This window comes from Streptomyces sp. ISL-87 (genome assembly GCF_018614095.1).
Taxonomy (GTDB): domain Bacteria; phylum Actinomycetota; class Actinomycetes; order Streptomycetales; family Streptomycetaceae; genus Streptomyces.
On the sequence record NZ_JAGGOY010000054.1, the window covers coordinates 19669 to 36396 of the forward strand.

Annotated in this window: 18 protein-coding genes and 2 pseudogenes; 4 read left to right on the top strand and 16 right to left on the bottom strand. The window is 69.1% G+C overall.

Translation table 11 applies throughout. The features are described from left to right. Positions 1 to 208 precede the first annotated feature (208 nt). The gene (locus J7I97_RS20285; RefSeq protein WP_374103678.1) at positions 209 to 1255 is read left to right on the top strand and encodes a phosphotransferase; all 1047 of its coding nucleotides are present in this window, start codon (positions 209 to 211) and stop codon (positions 1253 to 1255) included. On the opposite strand, the gene J7I97_RS38640 is transcribed toward J7I97_RS20285, so the two are convergent. The 11 genes and pseudogenes from J7I97_RS38640 to J7I97_RS20340 form a co-directional block, all read right to left on the bottom strand. Next, entirely contained in the window at positions 1198 to 1551 is a 354-nt protein-coding gene (locus J7I97_RS38640; protein WP_251059006.1) for a glycosyltransferase, read from the bottom strand. The two genes, J7I97_RS20285 and J7I97_RS38640, sit on opposite strands and share 58 nt — an antisense overlap. A 738-nt stretch (positions 1552 to 2289) precedes the next feature. Continuing rightward, complete coding sequence (locus J7I97_RS20295; RefSeq protein WP_214936882.1) at positions 2290 to 2904, bottom strand: hypothetical protein; 615 nt, start codon at positions 2902 to 2904, stop codon at positions 2290 to 2292. Continuing rightward, entirely contained in the window at positions 2898 to 3797 is a 900-nt protein-coding gene (locus J7I97_RS20300) for a PIG-L family deacetylase (RefSeq protein ID WP_214936884.1), read from the bottom strand. The genes J7I97_RS20295 and J7I97_RS20300 overlap by 7 nt, the downstream gene beginning before the upstream one ends. A 418-nt stretch (positions 3798 to 4215) precedes the next feature. Beyond that, positions 4216 to 4524, bottom strand: a pseudogene (locus J7I97_RS38645) (glycosyltransferase family 2 protein); the annotation flags it as partial. Then, a complete protein-coding gene (locus tag J7I97_RS20310) occupies positions 4524 to 5402 on the bottom strand; it encodes an aminoglycoside phosphotransferase family protein (RefSeq protein WP_214936886.1) in 879 nt (292 codons plus the stop codon). The gene J7I97_RS20310 and the pseudogene J7I97_RS38645, both read right to left, overlap by 1 nt. Then, the gene (locus J7I97_RS20315; RefSeq protein ID WP_214936888.1) at positions 5399 to 6286 is read right to left on the bottom strand and encodes a glycosyltransferase; all 888 of its coding nucleotides are present in this window, start codon (positions 6284 to 6286) and stop codon (positions 5399 to 5401) included. Before J7I97_RS20315 ends, J7I97_RS20310 begins: the two co-directional genes overlap by 4 nt. 45 nt (positions 6287 to 6331) lie before the next feature. Continuing rightward, entirely contained in the window at positions 6332 to 6529 is a 198-nt protein-coding gene (locus J7I97_RS20320; protein ID WP_214936890.1) for a hypothetical protein, read from the bottom strand. Continuing rightward, a complete protein-coding gene (locus J7I97_RS20325; RefSeq protein WP_214936892.1) occupies positions 6526 to 6969 on the bottom strand; it encodes a hypothetical protein in 444 nt (147 codons plus the stop codon). Before J7I97_RS20325 ends, J7I97_RS20320 begins: the two co-directional genes overlap by 4 nt. A 193-nt stretch (positions 6970 to 7162) precedes the next feature. Further along, the gene (locus J7I97_RS20330; protein ID WP_214936894.1) at positions 7163 to 8365 is read right to left on the bottom strand and encodes a helix-turn-helix domain-containing protein; all 1203 of its coding nucleotides are present in this window, start codon (positions 8363 to 8365) and stop codon (positions 7163 to 7165) included. 89 nt (positions 8366 to 8454) lie between these two features. Beyond that, complete coding sequence (locus J7I97_RS20335; RefSeq protein WP_214936896.1) at positions 8455 to 9117, bottom strand: HAD-IA family hydrolase; 663 nt, start codon at positions 9115 to 9117, stop codon at positions 8455 to 8457. Between the two features lie 306 nt (positions 9118 to 9423). Beyond that, positions 9424 to 10194 (bottom strand): annotated as a pseudogene (locus tag J7I97_RS20340) (pirin family protein); the annotation flags it as partial. Between J7I97_RS20340 and J7I97_RS38650 the strand changes: the two are divergent. Beyond that, positions 10139 to 10921 (top strand): hypothetical protein, encoded by a 783-nt coding sequence (locus J7I97_RS38650; RefSeq protein ID WP_251059007.1) that lies wholly within the window; start codon positions 10139 to 10141, stop codon positions 10919 to 10921. The pseudogene J7I97_RS20340 and the gene J7I97_RS38650 sit on opposite strands and share 56 nt — an antisense overlap. Next, complete coding sequence (locus tag J7I97_RS20350) at positions 10918 to 11742, top strand: class I SAM-dependent methyltransferase (RefSeq protein ID WP_214936898.1); 825 nt, start codon at positions 10918 to 10920, stop codon at positions 11740 to 11742. The genes J7I97_RS38650 and J7I97_RS20350 overlap by 4 nt, the downstream gene beginning before the upstream one ends. A gap of 167 nt (positions 11743 to 11909) precedes the next feature. On the opposite strand, the gene J7I97_RS20355 is transcribed toward J7I97_RS20350, so the two are convergent. Then, positions 11910 to 12131, bottom strand: a complete 222-nt coding sequence (locus J7I97_RS20355; RefSeq protein ID WP_214936900.1) for a hypothetical protein — start codon at positions 12129 to 12131, stop codon at positions 11910 to 11912. A gap of 1011 nt (positions 12132 to 13142) precedes the next feature. Between J7I97_RS20355 and J7I97_RS20360 the strand changes: the two genes are divergently transcribed. After that, positions 13143 to 13532 (top strand): hypothetical protein, encoded by a 390-nt coding sequence (locus tag J7I97_RS20360; protein ID WP_214936902.1) that lies wholly within the window; start codon positions 13143 to 13145, stop codon positions 13530 to 13532. Between the two features lie 50 nt (positions 13533 to 13582). On the opposite strand, the gene J7I97_RS20365 is transcribed toward J7I97_RS20360, so the two are convergent. The 4 genes from J7I97_RS20365 to J7I97_RS20380 form a co-directional block, all read right to left on the bottom strand. Further along, positions 13583 to 14182 carry a hypothetical protein gene (locus tag J7I97_RS20365; protein WP_214936904.1) on the bottom strand — a complete coding sequence of 200 codons (600 nt, stop codon included), beginning with the start codon at positions 14180 to 14182 and terminating at the stop codon, positions 13583 to 13585. Beyond that, on the bottom strand, positions 14179 to 15444 hold the full coding sequence (locus J7I97_RS20370) for a hypothetical protein (protein WP_214936906.1): 1266 nt from the start codon (positions 15442 to 15444) through the stop codon (positions 14179 to 14181). The genes J7I97_RS20365 and J7I97_RS20370 overlap by 4 nt, the downstream gene beginning before the upstream one ends. A gap of 3 nt (positions 15445 to 15447) precedes the next feature. Further along, positions 15448 to 16182, bottom strand: a complete 735-nt coding sequence (locus J7I97_RS20375) for an ATP-binding cassette domain-containing protein (protein WP_251059008.1) — start codon at positions 16180 to 16182, stop codon at positions 15448 to 15450. A gap of 119 nt (positions 16183 to 16301) precedes the next feature. After that, positions 16302 to 16697, bottom strand: a complete 396-nt coding sequence (locus J7I97_RS20380; protein ID WP_214936910.1) for a hypothetical protein — start codon at positions 16695 to 16697, stop codon at positions 16302 to 16304. Between the last annotated feature and the right edge of the window lie 31 nt (positions 16698 to 16728).

Consider the following 16728-nt stretch of genomic DNA (forward strand, 5'->3'; position numbering starts at 1 on the left):
CGCCTGCTCTGGCGGACTGTCTCGCCGGCGCGCGGCCCGACGGGCAGTAACCATGCCGCGACTGCGGCCCCTGACCCAGATGCCGGGACAGGGGCCGCGGTCGTTTCCGGATGCGGGCAGCCGGTCAGGAGGACGGCCGTGGGAGTGCTTGCGACGACTGTGGTGATCCTTGTGCATTCGGGTACCTGGCTCGCGTATCGTCGCCGGAGTGACTGACGCGACTGTGACGGACAGGACGCACATCCCCACCGATGATCTTGCCGAGCTGATCAGCGCCTTCGATCTCGGCGACGTGCTGGACCGGCGCCACCTGGCCGATGGCCTGATGAATGTGAACTGGCGGGTGGACACTCCTGCCGGGCCGTTCGCGCTGAAGCGGGTCACGGACGTGCCGCTTGACCGGCTGCGTCGCAACCTCGCCGTCCTCTCCTCCCTCTCCGCCGACGGCATTCCCGTGTGTGCCCCGGTCACCACCGCTTCGGGTGACACCGTCGCCGAGATCGGCGGCGACGGGTACTGCCTGTTCCCGTGGTCGGCCGGGGCGCACGTCCGCGGAATCGACCTCCCGCTGTCGCAGGTGGCCGCGCTCGGCGAGCACCTTGCCCGCCTCCATGTGACGCTCGGGCGCGCCGCCGACGGCACCGTGCTGCCCGCCGTGCCCGAGGCGGTCACCGCCGACGTGACCGCCCCGGAGCGGGCCCTGCAGAAGGCTGACCGGCTCGTGGCGGCCGTGCGCGCTAAGGGTGCCAGCGACGGCTTCGACGCCGTCGCGGGAGATGCCCTGGAACAGCGCCGGGTCCTGCTCGACAAGCACGCTCACCTGCGCCCCGAAGGCGACACCCCGGCGGGGCCGCACGGCTGGACGCACGGTGACTTCCAGTTCCGGAATCTGCTGTGGGAGGGCGGCGAGCTTGCCGCCGTCCTGGACTGGGACCGGCTCGGTGTCCGCCCTTACGCCGAGGAAGTCGTGCGCACGGCGCAGGTGCAGTTCGGCGTGGACGGCGTGTTCGATCTTGGCCGGGTGTCGGCTTTCGTAGGCGGCTACCGGTCGGTGATCCCGCTGGAGTCGGCCGCGCTGACCGATGGTGTCCGCCGGCTGTGGTGGAAGCGGATGACGGATTTCTGGCAGCTTGAGTTCCACTACGACCGGCATGACCACTCCTGCGATGACCTGTTCACCGCCGATGAGGCCCTTCTTCACTGGTGGACGGACCGGCTCGGCCTTGTGGAGGAAGCGTTCGCCGAGGCCGCGTAGATCCCGAAGGCCTGCAGTTCGGGTAGGCACAGCCGAGTGAGCTGTGCCGCCCGCTGCCGGGCCTGCGCGCCGAGGGCTTGGTGGTCGGCCTCGCGGATCGCCCGCGCCCACGTCTCGGGCCCGACAGTGTGGGGCAGGACGATCCCGGCGCCGCCAATGGCCTCGGGGATGCCGCCCCGGTCGGTGCCAATGGTCGCCACGCCGTGCAAGGCCGCTTCGATGATCACTCGGGGGAAGGCGTCGTCCACCGTGGAAGGCACCAGCAGGAGGCGGTGGCTGCGGTAGAGCGGACCCATTGTCGTAGACGCGGGGCACGAAGGTCACGTTCGGGTAGGCGGCGAAGTCTGCGGCGGTGTTCCACCAGCCTTCGACCAGGGTGAAGTGCTGTTCGGGCATGAGTTGGATGAGCTGGTGCAGCAGGGCGGATCCCTTGGCGGGGATCGGGTTGACCATGAGTACCGAAGCTGCGCGGTCCGAGTCCGGTCCCGGCACGGGCGGCGCGAACGGCGGGTAGAGCACGGCGAGGCGGGTTCCGTCCGTGCGGGGCGCACGCTGCCGGACGAACTCCGACACGGCGAGACCGTAGTGGGGGCGGCCGGCGAGAACTCCGAGCCCGGTGGCGGACACAGAGTGCAGCAGGCCCGCCACCAGGGCCGAAGGCCGGGTCTGTGCGGCAAGCCGCGCCGAGCCTTCCTGTGAGGTGAACACGATGTCGGGCCGGAGGCCGCCGAGCATGCTCCCCAGGACGGGCTCCACGCGATCCTGGGGGACGGCGATGCAGTCCACTCCGTTCCACTGGTATCGCAAGGCCCCGCGTGCGTCCTCGCACGGGGCGCGGTGGGCGTCCAGGTAGGCGCGCATGTCAGCGCGCTGCATGGTGCCGTCCCAGGGGGCTTCGTGGGAGCCGAGGTAGGTGACGTGCCATCCGGCGGCGGCGAGTTCTTCGGCGAGGAGTTGCTGGGTGACTTCCGCGCCGCCGATGAGGAACGGGGGCGGGGTGCGGCGCCAGGCGAACAGGGCGGTGGGCATCGCGGTCACCTCGCCCAGAAGGTGACGAGGGCTTCCGCTGCCTGCGCGACGTCGTCCGGGCTGGTGTCGGCCGCCATGACGGTGACCTCGCGCGACACGGGCGGGCGGGCCGTGCCTACGAAGTAGTCGCGGGCGTGGTCCAGGAAGCCGGGTTCGTGGAGGAAGTAGTCGGACTCGGCAGCGGTGTGGCCGGCGGTCTTGCGGCGCAGGTGGAGGACTTCAGCGGGAACGTCGAGGTAGAGGGTGTGGTCGGGCCGCATGAACGGAAGAGTGTGCAGCCGGTCGCGGAGCTGGTGGTGGACTCCGTACCCGAACAGAGCGTCCAGGGCGTGGGCATGGGCGAGGAGGGTGTCGACGGACCGGTCCAGGATGACGAGCGGCCGGCCGCTGTCGGCAGCCGCCGTGACCCTGGCGGCCTCGATCTCCATGAAGCTCTCGAAGGCGGCCAGTTGGGCAGGGGCGGAGCCGGTGCGGGCCGGCGGGATGTCGTCGCGGTGGGCGATGTGCTTGACGTAGCAGTCGGAGACGAACGCGTGGGCGCCGAGGGCGGTACGGCGCAGGTGGCGTATGGCGGTGGACTTGCCGGCGTAGGAGGGCCCTTCCAGGGCGATGATCAGCACTTCGGCTCCGTCCGGTAGAAGCGCTCGGCGTAGGTTCCGTTCCCGTCGAGGAGGTCGGCAGCGGTGGTGAAGGCGTGCCGGATCGGCCGGTACATCTTCCGGGCGGGGTGCATCTGTGAGCCGTGCATCCGCAGGACGGTGACCTTGTCCAGGACGGTGCTGGTGACGTCGACCAGCTCGGGCTTCATCGTTGGCCCGGTGCGGGCACGGAAGAGGTGGCGGTCGCATCCGGCGAGCGCGTACGTGGACCAGAACGCGAGGTCTTCCCAGAACCAGCGGCACCCGAGCCGGACGGCGGCGGCGTGGATGAGGAGGTGGTCGGGGTGGCGGGTGACGGCGGCCGGGGCGAGGAGTTCGGCGTCGGGGTGGGCGGCGGCGATCTCGCGCAGCTCCTCGGTGACCTGGTCGAGCATCTCAGAGCTGTAGGGCCCGTATGGCGGCTCGGCATCCTTGTGGACGAGGAGCCGGCGGCGGGCAGCGAAAGAGGCAAGTGCGGCGGCGCCTTCGCGGCCCCGTAGGTCCGACACCGCGTCCACGCTGGTGTACGTGGCCTCCAGGGCGGGGTGGACGCTCCCGGACCGGGTGAAGACGGTCACGACGGTGAGCGGGCGGGGCCGGGCGAGGAACGTGCCGGAGGCGGACAGAGCGAAGTCGTCGTGATGCGGTTCGATGACCAGGACCGGGCGGCCGGCGGGGGTGCGGGTCTCGATGTAGTACGCCTGGCCGCTGTGCGGGGCAGTCACCTCCAGCACGCGGTGGTCGTGAGCACGGTGCCGGCGGGCGAGCCCATCGGTCCACGCCTGGTGGGCTCGGTCGAGGTCGTCGGGGAACGTGTAGATGCCGGTCGCGTCCGGCAGGGGCAGGAGCGTTCTCACGGTGGTCTCCTTCGTCATCGCACGGTGCTCTCGTACCAGTGGCGCCACATGCGGGGAGAGCCGAGTCGCAGGCGAGCGGTGACGGGTTCTGCCACCACAGCATCCGCAGGCTCGACCACTGGTCGTAGCGGCGGGTGGAGGGCCGTACGCGCAGCTCGTCCAGGATCGTCACGGGGCGGTCGGTGGCCTGCCCGTGGGCGGACAGACGGGCGAAGAACTCCACGTCCTCGCTCATGAACAGGTCTTCGCGGTATCCGCAGATGTGGTGGAAGGCGTCGGCGGTGCAGAACTGGTTGACGCCTTGCGCGCCGCCACGTCGGGCGCGGTAGTGGTCCCAGTAGGCGCACAGCAGTCGGGCGCCGAGCCGTTCGGGGGTGTAGAGCGGGGGGATGGCTCCGCCGACGGCCCCCGCGTCCATGGTGGCCGCAGCCGCGGTGACCGCCTCCAGGGGCAGCGCCACGTCGGCGTCGATGAAGAACAGCCGGCCGCTGCGGGCGGCAGCCGCTCCGGTGTTCCGGACGCGGCCGATGTTGCGGACCTCCTCGGTGACGACGCGGACGCCGTAGGAGGCGGCCATGTCAGCGGTGGCGTCGGTGCTGGCGTTGTCCACCACGATCACCTCCCCCGTTTGGCCCGTGGCCTCCTCCCACCGGTTGAGGGAGGCGAGGACGGACGGCAGGTACCGGGGCAGGTAGAGGGCCTCGTTGTAGGCCGGGATCACTACCGACAGGGCCGGGGTGGCCATCAGCGGGTCCTTTGCGGTCGGGGTGTGTGGAAGAGGTGGGGGGTGCGGCGGGCGAGTTCGTTCAAGCGGCCGGTCCACAGAGCGCGGTCGTCGCCAGGGGAGGAGTGCGCCCAGCAGCGCACGGTATGGAAGACGGCCCACGTGGACAGCAGACGGGGGTCGAGCGCCAGGGGGTAGGCATCGGTGACCGTGCTGGCTCGGACGGAGGCGATGGCATCGGTCATGACGAGGGTCTGGGCGACGTCGGACTCACGGGGTCCGACGGCGGCGTCGGTGAAGTCGACCAGGTGGCGGACGGCGCGGGGTCCGGAGATCACGACGTTGTCGAGGTGCACGTCGCCGTGGCACCACACGGGTGCCGTGCGGGAGGCGTCGGCGATGGCTGCCAGGGTGGGGGCGATCCGGTCCAGGGTGCCGGGCGGGCACCGCCGGCCGAGGGAGGAGACCTGCTCGTAGAACGGGCGGCGCGGCGTCGACACGTGGACCGGTGTCCGGTGCAGGGAGCCCAGCAGGCCGCCCAGGTCTCGAAGGGCTCTGTCGTCGCGGACCTGACCGGAGCGGACGGCACTACCGAGGGTGATCGGGCCCAGATCGGCAGTGATCAGGGCCGTCGATCCGTGCCCGGGCAGCGTGCCGCACCCGAGGACGGCAGGCACCGGGACCCGGTTGGCCACGGCGCGGAACGCCGAACCTTCCGTGATCGCGTTGCGGTGTGCCGTGGCGGCGTACAGCTTGACCACGACGCTCCGCCCATCGGCCAGACCGGTCCGGTACACGGCAGTCCGCGTGCCGGCGGCCAGGCGTTGCGCGGTGCGGGCCGGGACCCCGAGCAGGATGGCGCACGCCCGCGAGACCGCCGCCGGAACCTGCCCGGTCACCGCACACCCGCCGGTTCCGTGCCGACGGCGCCCAGGCGGCGAACGTGCCGCATGGTGCGGGCCAGGTGCACCCGGTACTCGGCAACGTCGTCCGTGACAGGGCAGGTGGTCTGCCACGGCTTCTCGGGGCCGACGAAGTGCACGACGGCGGCGGCCGGGTCGGGTCGCAGCGGCCGGGCTACGACGCGGCGCACCCAGTTCCCGCGTTCGAGGAACCGGCCGACCTCGAACCGGTTGTAGCCGCCCGCCACCGGCCGTACCCGGCCGGAGTGCAGGAGCCACAGGTTCAGGGCGTCCTGGTCGTTGTGGAGGATGTGGCGCCGACCGCGGATCAGAGCTCTCTCGACACCCCGCCGGATGTGGGGCATGTGGCTGGTGTGGGTCCAGAGCATGCCCGCGTTGAAGTAGGGGCGGCCGTGGAGGTGGGGCCAACGGTCGGCGGCGCCGGGCAGTGCTGGGCACTGCCCCACTGCGGGATTGAACTCGTCGCGCACGGCGCCCGTCTCGCCCGGCTGAAGGAGGCCGAGCGGTTCGGTGAGGTCTCCGCGTACGAGTACGTCGGCGTCCACATAGATCAGGTAGGGCCGGCGGACGAAGCCGGGCGTGAACTCGAAACGCAGGTAGGTGGTGATGGTGATGTAGGAGGCATCGGCCATGCGGGAGGCACGCAGCGGGGGGCGGTGGCGCAGGTCGAAGGAGCCGAAGCCGACGCGCTTGGCAAGGTCGGCCAGGAGGAGCGCCTGCGCGGGGTGAAGGTCGAGGGTGAGTACCCGTACCGCTGCGTTGCGGCGGGCAGCCGGGGTGAGGCTGTCGGCCAGGCCGGTGATGGTGGCCAGGCCGGGGGTGAGGTACTTCTGGTCGATGCACAGGCCGAACGCGTACACGGGGGCTTCGCCTTCCGGTCGTGGTGCGTGGGCATGACGGGGCGTTCAGGGGGCGTCGTGCTCGCCGCGGCGGCGGATCACTTCGAGGCGGTCGGGGTGAGTCGTCTGCCACTGGGCGGTGAAACCTCCCGCCATGGGCCGCAGCACCCACACAGTTCCGGCTTCTTTGACGTCGGTGACGATCGCCCGCCGCCCTTGGTCGTCTTCCACCAGGTCCCCGACCCAGGGGTGCCCGGCGTTCACGGACTGTCTGCCTGTGGCGTGTCGCCCCATGGGGACCACCCCGAGGACGCGTCGGCGATGTCACGGCGCCGCTGTTGCTGGCCGGGGGTGCGGCGGGGCAGGCCGCCTGCGGCGTGCACGAGGAACCCGCCCCGGTCTCGGATCAGGACGCCAAGGCCGGCGAACTGGGCGGCATCGGCAGCGACGTGGGAGAGGGAGCCGACGATGATGCCCCGGATCATTCCGGTGGACAGGGCGGACGTTATGGCCTGCCAGCCGGAGCGCTCTGCGAGTGGCACCGCCGGGTCGGGATCGGACCACGCCCCAGCAACGTGCCAGTGCCGGGCGTCGGCGTAGTGGCGGCCGCGTTTCTCGCCGTCTCGGACGGCGGCGGCGGTGGAGGCGCAGGCGTAGACGGCGACGGGTACGTGCCCGAGGCCGCTGGGCGGGTTGGTCGGCATGCCCCCAAGGCTGCTGCGCACCGGCACGCGGGCCCAGACACGGCCCGTGGCAGCGGCGACAGTCCGTGCCGGGATTCGGTGCCACGGGGCGTGGCAGCGCAGGGCCAGGCGGCCGGGCTTGTGCAACGCCCCGTAGCAGTCGAGCAGGTGGCGGCCGGTCGACTGCTACGGGGCGTGGTAGCGCGGCCTGGGGTCAGCGCACCCCGAGAGGAACCCCGGCAGCGTTGGCGAGTCCGCGCAGGCGGCCGACGGAAACTCCGGCGAGCCGGCCGATGATGACGCCGGGGAGCATCTGGTGGCGCACCCACCCGGGAGCCATCGTGCAGACGGCTTCGAGGGTGTCGGCTGCAGCCTCCCAGCGCCGGCATTCCACGTGGGTGAGGGCGACGTCCAGGCCGTACCGGGCACGGGTGGCCAGCGGCACGGAGTCGTCCAGGCGGACGGTGTCCATGAGGCGCAGGGCTCCGGAGGTGTCACCGAGGGCCACGGCGATACTCATGGCCTGGGTGGCGGCGTACATCGGCCCGTACGGCTGGGCGTGGGCACCGCGGGCGTGCTCCTCCCCGATACGGGCAGCCACGGCGTGCGCCTGGGAGAGGTACTCGCGGGCGCTGTCCGCGCCCGCACCGCCCCGGGACGCGGCCACGGCGGCATTCGTGACGAGCTGCCCGTAGACGCTCAGCCGGTCGGGGTCGTGCTCGCTCATCTTGGGCTCAATCCGGTCGGCCTGCGCCGCGGCAAGGGCGAACCCTTGAGTGGTGCGGCCGTCGCGCAGGTTGACCCATGCCGTGGTGGCGGCCAGGTGGGCGTCACGGAGATCGTCCCCGGCCTGCACGGCGATCTGGCGGCCGTACGTCAGCGCCGCGTACGCCAGATCGCGGGAGCCCAGCACGTTGGCGGCCATGCCCGCCGTCTGGAAGGTGTCGATCAGGACGCCGCCGGCTGCCTCTCGCTCGGCCGGGTCGGCGGCGTCGAACCGAGCCCGCGCCTCAGGGAGCAACTGGCCCAGGAGCGTGCCGAGTTCTGTGTACCGGCCCGCCCAGTAGGCGGCATCCGCGCGGCGGACGACTGAGCGCAGCTCCTCGACGGAGCCCGGCTCGACGTCGGCGGGGATGCCGATGGCGGCATCATGCGTGGCCGCGGACACCATCCGCAGTGCCGCCCGCTCGTCGCGGTCCATGGACCTGCGGGGCGCCTGCTGGCCGAGGAGTACGGCGATGTCCGTACCGAGGGCATCGGCGATGGAGAGCAGCGACGGCAGCGACGCCGTACCGCCGCGTTCCAGCTTGCGGACCACGCCTACGGACACGGCAGCGGCTTCCGCTAACTGCTCCTGCGTCATCCCGCCGCGCAGCGACTTCAACCGCTCAAAGGTGGTGTACTCCGACCACTGCATGCCCCAGCACCTCCGTGTGATTGGCCTCACACGGACGGTACTGGCAAGAGCGGTGGGGCCGACAGCCCTTGATCAGCCGGAAGTTGCGGTCACGCGGCGAGGACCGCACTGACTCCCAGGAGGGCCTCAAGCTCCGCCACAGCCTGGTCCTCATCCATAGCGTGGACGGTGGTGATTCCCAGCTCGGAGGCCGGCGGAAGGTTCACCGCGTGATCGTCCACGAACACGCACCGCTCGGCGGGCAGGCCGATGCGGTCCACGGTCAGCCGGTAGATCGCCGGATCAGGCTTGGCCATGCCGACCAGCTCGGAGACGACGTGCACATCGAACAGGTCCCAGATTCCGACGTGCTCGTACGGGTTGAACGGGTCCAGGCCGAAGCTGTTAGACAGCAGGGCGACCCGATGACCAGCCTCCCGTGCCGCACGGGCAAGGGCAGCCATCCGACGAGCCGCAGGCACCCCTGCCCAGGCCCTGCCCATCAGGTTCACCGGGTCCACATGCGCCCCCAGGAGGGAGGCAGTGCCCTCGTTCCACTCCGCCTGCCCTATCTCCCCGACCTCTAGGGCGGCATACAGACGCCGCCCTTCCGGGTGATCGTTGAGGGTGTTGCGCCACGCCTCCGGGGCCAGCCCTTCGGATACGCACCAGGCACGGTGAACCGCGAGGGGGTTGGCAGTGAGCACTCCGGCGAAGTCGAGGATCAGCCCGCGCTGTTCACGCTCGTCGGCGGCGGCAGTGCTGTACGGCATCCGGTGACCGTCCCTTCCGTGATGGGTCTCACTGGGGACGCTACCGTGCACTCGGACACGCGGAACGTACAAGGAAGCCCCCAGCGTTCTGGGGAGCCGCAGCAGTCGCGACAAGCCGGAAGGCGGGCCTCCTTCCCACAGCCATCGCGTGGGGGAAACCGGCGCCGGCCTTGCCCCTGCGCTGACCTGTGAAGCCGGGCTGCGCATAGGGGCTGACAGGGCACCGTTGCGCGCGTTGACTCACTGCGCAGCTCTGCGCCGCCGTCCTATGCCCCGGCCGGGGTGCCTGCGCCCCAACCCCTCCGGTCAGTCATCCGCCGGGCCGGCACCGCGGTGGCCCAGGCCCGTCCGCTCGGTCGGGATGACGCCCAGCCGTCCCGCCTGGAAGTCGTCGAAGGCCTGCTGGAGTTCGTGCTTGCTGTTCATGACGAACGGGCCGTAGTGCGCCATCGGCTCGCGGATCGGCAGGCCGCCGAGCAGGACCACCTCGAAGTTCTCGCTGCGCGAGTCCTGCGACGCGTCCGCGCGGATCGTCAGCGAGTCTCCGTCGCCGAAGACGACCGACTGGCCCATCTTGAACGGGCGGCGTTCGGCACCGGCCGCGCCACTGCCCGCGAGGCCGTAGGCGAGGGCGTTGAAGTCGGGCCGCCAGGGCAGCGTGATCTCGGCGCCCGGGTTCACCGTCGCGTGGATCATCGTGATCGGCGTGTGCGTGGCGCCAGGACCGGCGTGGCCCGCGATGTCACCCGCGATCAGACGGAGCAGGGCGCCGCCGTCCTCGGAAGCAAGCAGCTTCACGGTGCCGCCGCGGATGTCCTGGTACTTCGGCGCGATCATCTTGTCCTTGGCGGGCAGGTTCACCCACAGCTGGAGCCCGTGGAAGAGGCCGCCGGAGATGACCAGGTCCTCCGGCGGGGTCTCGATGTGCAGGAGGCCCGAGCCCGCCGTCATCCACTGAGTGTCGCCGTTGGTGATGACCCCGCCACCGCCGTGCGAATCCCGGTGGATGAAAGTGCCATCGATGATGTACGTGACGGTCTCGAAGCCGCGGTGCGGGTGCCAGGGGGTCGACCTCGGTCACCAGCCCGCCGCCGCCACGCATGCGCGGACCGTGGTGCAGTGTGCGGAGATCGCGGAGCATCCGAGGCTGCGAGCCTGGGCCCGCTCGTTCCAGTCGCTGGCCGCGTACTGGACGGGCGAGTACCGGCGGGCCGCGGATCTCGCACGGGCCGGATGCGAGGACGGCCGGGGGCCGGGCTCCGGAACGATCACGGCACGACTGCTGAGTCTGGAGGCCCGCGCCCTCGCAGCCGGCGGAGACGGCCGCAGCGCGTTGCGCTCCCTCGCACTGGCCCACGAGGCCCGCAACAGCGCGGAACGAGACGAACTTCCTGGCGTCTTCGCCTTCCCAGAGGCGAAACAATGGGCCTACACGGGCACCACGCTGCTGGCCGTCGGCGGCGACCAAGTCCAGCGGGCGATAGCCGCGTCCAACCGCGCGGTGGAGCTGTATCAGGCCGGGCCGGAAGGCGACCGGTCCTCCGGAGACCTGCACGCCGCGCATCTGGACCTGGCCACCGCGTACCTGGCAAGCGGCGAGCTGGAAGGAGCTGGTACGGAACTCGCCGCGGATCTCGGCGCGGATCAGTACACCGCGAGCATCACCATCAGGCTTCGCAATCTGGACACGCTCATCGGCAGCGGGCCGTACCGTGACTCACGGCCGGTGGTCGATCTTCGGGAGCACATCCACGAGGTAACCGCCCGGCCCGCTCTCGTCAGCACACCCACGGAGCCGCGATGACCACCCAGCCCACGAACGACCCTTCCGTGACCGACCGACGCCTGCTCTCCACCCAGGCGTACGGCACCGGCCAGCACCTCGCAGCCCGCCAGTCCCTCTACCAATGGCAGACCCCGCGACACGACCTCCCCGGCATCGTCGTGGGCGAGCTCGCCGGCATACGCGGGGCAGTAGCGGACGTGGGCTGTGGCAACGGGAAGTTCGTGCAGCGGGTCCGCGCCGACCGGCCGGACCTGACCGTGCTCCCCATGGACGTCTCCCCCGGCATCCTGGCAGGCATCGAGGGAGCCGTGGCCGCGGACGTCCAGCAGCTCCCGATCGCGGACGGGGCTTTGGAAGCGGTCCTCGCCATGCACATGCTCTACCACGTCGAAGACCAGGCCCGAGCAGCCCAAGAGCTCGGCCGCATCCTGGCCAGCGATGGCATCGCTATCGCGTCCACCAACAGCAGGACCGACAAGCGGGAAATGGAGGACCTCTGGCGACGAGCCGCCGGCGACGTCCTCGGCATCCCGGAGGGCCCGGCGCGGGTACAGCTTTCCGCCCGCTTCACCCTGGAAGACGCCCACGCCATCCTGGGCACTGTCTTCGACGATGTCCGGACGATCCCCCTCCCGGGAGTGATCGAAGTGACTGACGCCGCGCCCGTGGTTGCCCACCTGGCCTCGTACGAGGCGTGGGCCGACCAAATGGGCGTCCCGTTCAAGGAGACGATCGAGCGCGCCCGAGAACGGGTGGACGAAACCATTCGGTCGGAAGGCGCGTTCCGCGTCACCTGCCTTGGCGGAATCTTGGTCTGCCGAGCAGCGCGCGCTTACTGATCATTTCAGAATGAGTTTGTTGGAAGGGCTTGGCTGCATGGAAGGGTGGGGGCAGACTTCCGACTCTGCGGATGATCTCGTGCCAACCCGCCACGGACGTGCGTCGCCGACGGCTCTGGGACGCCCGGGGCCCGGCGAGCGTTCCGCCGGGCCCCGGGCGGAGTCGACTACCAGGCGATGTAGACGTTTTCCGCGGTGAAGCGTGACCCGCCGCTGAAGTCGGACAGCTTGAAGTAGTACGAGCCCGCGCTCACCCGGCCCCAGGAGGAAAGGCCGCAGTAGTTCACCCTGCTGCCGACATTCCGGTCCGGGTTCCAGCTGATGTCCTGGTAGAGGTTCAGCGTTGCCGAGTTGAAGGAGCTGTCGGTATAGCAGGTGGACAGGCTCACGATGCTGGAGGTGCTGTCAGCGTTGCCGTCATACCAGCGATTCGACTCGTGCCCCCGCTCCCACCCCCCGATGTAGCTGGTCCTCGAGCCCTCCGCCTGAGCAGGCGCCACGCCCAGTGCGAGCAGCGTCGCACCGCCCAACGCAACCAGCGGCAACCTTGCGCATCGTGTTCATACGATCCCCTCCCTAGCGACGGCCCCCAGGCATGCCGGGAGCCCGTCAGTACAGTCCCGTAGATGCAAAACGCCGTGATCGTACGTACGTCCGGACGCGATGCGCGTGCATATATCCAATGCCAGCCACCGAGAGCAAAACGGAAGAATCCACCGCTCCTCCCCGCGACAGGCACGTAAGTGGAGGGCAGGGAGTGGGCCCGCTTTTCATCGATGTGAACGCCTACGACCTGGGAGCGGAACAGCGGGAACCAGGCTTCTCGCGGCCGAGTATCCAGACGGTCAACGTGTCGCAGAAAGTTGAGGATGGCCCGAAACAGATCGCTGGGAGGGAGATGGAGGGGACCCGACGCGCGGCACATCATGGAGCGGCCTGGTCATGCTGGACACCACTGGCGGTGCCGAGGGCGCCGTCTGGGCGGTCATGGCCGTGCGGGAGGGCAGCGGGCGACCTCGGCCGTCGTCCCGGTGCGCCGGTAGCCCGGTGTGGGCCCACGTCCATGCCGACGTCTTTCGCGCCGGGCGAGACGGGCCGTAGACGTGAAGTAGCTTTACCCCTCCACGCCTGCCCCTCGGCTCGCTGGGAGACCTCTGACATCAAGTCGAGAGATCGCCGCCGGTGCACCCCGCGTCGATTGCCCTAATCCTTAGCCGAGCTGGCCAATTCTGATGCGTTTAATCGCCGGCCCCATCAGATCACGTACGAGTCAATCGAATCCCCTTTGATTACCTTAATTATCCAACTAGTATTCGAACAGCTAGGGCTGTTTATTGCCCCAGGCTCTTTGCGTGCGCCTTCATGGGGTGTGCGTCGATATCGCCGGAAGGGGAAGTTCCATGAAAAGGAAGATAGCAGCCTCCATCGCCGGAGGTGCACTTTTGGTGGGGGTGGGAGCGTTACCGGCTCAGGCCGAGAACTCTCGCACCAGCTACATCGAGTGGTGGCGGCCGGGAAAGGAGTCGAGCCGCTGGTGGGACAACAGCAGCGACTACGCGAGCACCACGGTCAGCTTCAACACCTGTGAGACCGATGCCCAGTTCCGCTGGGCTTCGTTGTCGCTGTGGCGCGACATCAGTAGCGCTCCGGATCGCAACTACGGCGGCAGGACGAATTACTGTGGCAGTTCGGCGTGGGGCGACGTGGCGGCAGGGTCGTACTACTTCAAGCTGGACAGCCTCGCTGACGGCGAGGCATTGAAGGTCAAAACGGTGACTATCTACTGGTGAGAGCAGACACGTGTGGGCCTGTGGAAATACACAGGCCCACACGTGCGCCCCTACCGGAAAGCCTTCAGCCGCATCGGGGTTCTGCGCAAGGCGAGACTGGCGCATCCCGCCACCAGGACGAACATTGTGGCGACCATCGCAATTACGGAATCTTCCTCATGAAGCAGCCACGCCCAGATTTCTGGCTCCCCGGAGGGTTTCCATCCCGTGTGCGCCAGGACGAGTGGCAGCGCAGTCGTGAGAAAGGCTGAAATGCGGGGGCCGGTGACTGAGGAGAGAATCATGGCTATGCCGATGTAGCCGCCGATGTTTCGGCCGCAGACAACTGCCATGTCTGATCCGAGTGTCAGATGGACAAGGCCGGTTGCTGTGGTTACCGCGAGGGCGGTAGCAACGCCGAGGCAGGCGTTCCACTGGTTGATCGGCCGGGCTGCTGTGACCTCGATGCGGTGGTCTGTGCGTTCCTGGCCGTACATGAGGACGACGGCTGGCAGGACGGTAAGGAGGTGGCCTGCGAGGAATACCCCGGCCTGCCCTGTCAGGATCGGAATGGGCAGCTCGGTATCGCCCAGCAAGATGCCCAGGACGACGGTGAGGGCGGTGGCTCCGGCGAGGCTCTGAGCGGCACGGACTTTCAACCACCAGTTCATCGGGAGAGCCCTGCGGGAACGATCTGGGGTGTGGTGGAGCACCCTTGCATGGCCTGGTTGTTGAACTGGTACCAGGCGTTCTGCTCCTCGCGGGGCAGGGTCCGGATGCGGTTGGCGAGTTCGACGGTAGCGGGATCGAAGCGGCCCGACAGGGCTTCCGCGGGCATCCCCGCGGTAAGGAGGAGCCAGGCAGCGGTCGGCGGTTGGGCCGGTGCAGCCGGGTAGGGCCCGTTCTGTGCGCAGGCCGGCAGGGCAGGCATCAGACTGAGGGCAACACCGGCGACCACGTCCGCGCCTCGGGGCTTGGTACCGATCCCCAGTTTCGCTTCGCCCTGCTTTGGAGTTGCCGCCATGGTGAATCGGTCGGAGGTCTCGATCCCGGCGTCGGCGAGCTTCTGCCGGACTGCAGCCACCGAGGGTCGGATCTTGTCCGTGCTGCTCACTTCGGGCCACAGGCACACCGTGGTGTCGGACGCCTTTTCACAGACCAGCTCCCCGGTGGGCCTGTCGGCTACGGGAGTCACCGGAATTGGGATGGCTGTGGCTACGGCCAGGCCGACGCCAATGATCACGGAGCCTGTCATCGCAGCGATGGTGCGAGATGACGTGCGGTAGGTGATGCCGATGAGGCAGGCGAGGATGAGGCCTCCGGCGAAGAGTGCGACCGGCCACAGGGCTCGTGTGTCCAGTACCTGGTCCACTGCGCAGCAGTCCGCCATGCCTCCGCCGATCAGGTGCCGGAGCCAGACGATGCTCCAGGACACCGGGTACGCGTTCAGGAAGAAGGCTCCGACAAGGGCGACGGGAACGGAGATGACCGCGCGCCACCGCATACCTGCGCAGAATCCGAGCAGGGTGTTCATCGTGATCATGAGGGCAACGGTGAGCAGCATCGCAAGGTCCGGCAGGCCCGCCCCGACCCCGGCGGCGTTGGCCGAGAGAAGCAGGGCGATCAGAGAGGTGAGGAGACCACCGAGGACCACGGGTGCCAGGACTGGCGTCGTGATCGCAAGAGGGCTGCGGGCAGCTGTCTGCCCGAAGACCTTGCCCTGGGTCAGTCGCGCGCCTTCCCAGGCAGCCAGTCCCGCGGAGATGGTGCTGATGAAGGGGAGGGAGTGGAGAGAACTTCCCGTGGCGGAGGGCCAGTAGCCGGCCGTGGTCCAGGCGGTCAGATCCCGGCCGATGGCGGTCATGATGAACAGGATGAGGAGGGGGATCACATAGACGGCTGCTGAAGAGCGCAGCAGGGTTCGCAGCAGCATCCCTTACACCTCTCCCCGGACGAGTTTGGCGTACGCGGCCTCGGCGCGCTCACGCGGGCCGTCCGTGTCCGTGCCGGCGAGGGAGTGGAACTCCTGGGTGCTCCCCTGGAACCGCACTGCGCCCTGATCGAGCACGACTACCTCGGAGTAGGAGTCGGCAAGGTCTTCGGTCTGATGGGTGGAGACGACGATGTGCACGTCGTCTCGAAGCGTGTCCAGCAGGTTCCGGAAGATCTTGCGTTGTGTCGGATCGAGGCCAGCGGTGGGTTCGTCCATGAGGATGAGCTCGCTCTTGTGCGTGAGTGCTCCGGCCAGTCCCATGCGCCGCTTCTGGCCCCCGGAGAGCTGGTGACTGCGTCGGCCCGCGAGATCGGTCAGCTTCACACGCTCGAGCGCATCCCGAGAGGCCTCCCAGGCAGCTGTCCTCGACATCCCTTTGAGCCAGCCCATGTAAGCGACCTGCTCGCGGACCCTCAGCCCGGGAATGGCCACGATCTCCTGAGGCAGCCAGGCCACCGCGCCTACGTAGGCGACTCTGTCGCGGCGGCTGCCCGGGACCCTGTCTCTCCAGGAGACGGTCCCAGTCTCGGCCTGAAGGTGCGTGGCCGCGAGACCCATCAAGGTTGATTTGCCAGCCCCGTTGGGCCCAAGGAGGACGGTGGCAGGACTGGAGAGCGACAGGTCAAACCCGTCGAAGACGGCGGTGCTCCGCGTGTAGCGGAAACCGATCCCGGTCAAACGCAGTGTCATGTGCTTGTGCTCAATCTGCCGCAAGGGCTGTGCGCAGCGCTGGTGTGGTCTGGCTCTGGGACGCCCGGGACCCGGCGACCGTTCCACCGGGGCCCGGACGGAATCGACTACCAGGTGATGTAGACCGGGTCCGAGGTGAAGCGTGACCCGCCGCTGAAGTCGGCCAGCTTGAAGTAGTACGAGCCCGCAGGGGGACGGCCCCAGTACGACGTACCGCAGTAGTTGGTCCTGTTGCCCATGTTCTTGTCCGGGTTCCAGCTGATGTCCTGGTAGAGGCTCAGCGTCGCCGAGTTGAAGGAGCTGTCGGTGTAGCAGTTGGACAGGCTCACGGTGGTTTCAACCGTGCCATTGGTGCTGTCGTACCAGCGGCTCGACTCGTGCCCCCGCTCCCAGCCGGCCATGTAGGTGGTCCGCGAGCCTTCGGCCTGAGCAGGCGAGACTCCCAGTGCGAGCAGCGTCGCGCCGCCCAACGCAACAGCGGCAACCTTGCGCATCGTGTTCATACGATCCCCTCCCTAGTGCTGCTCCGCGTTA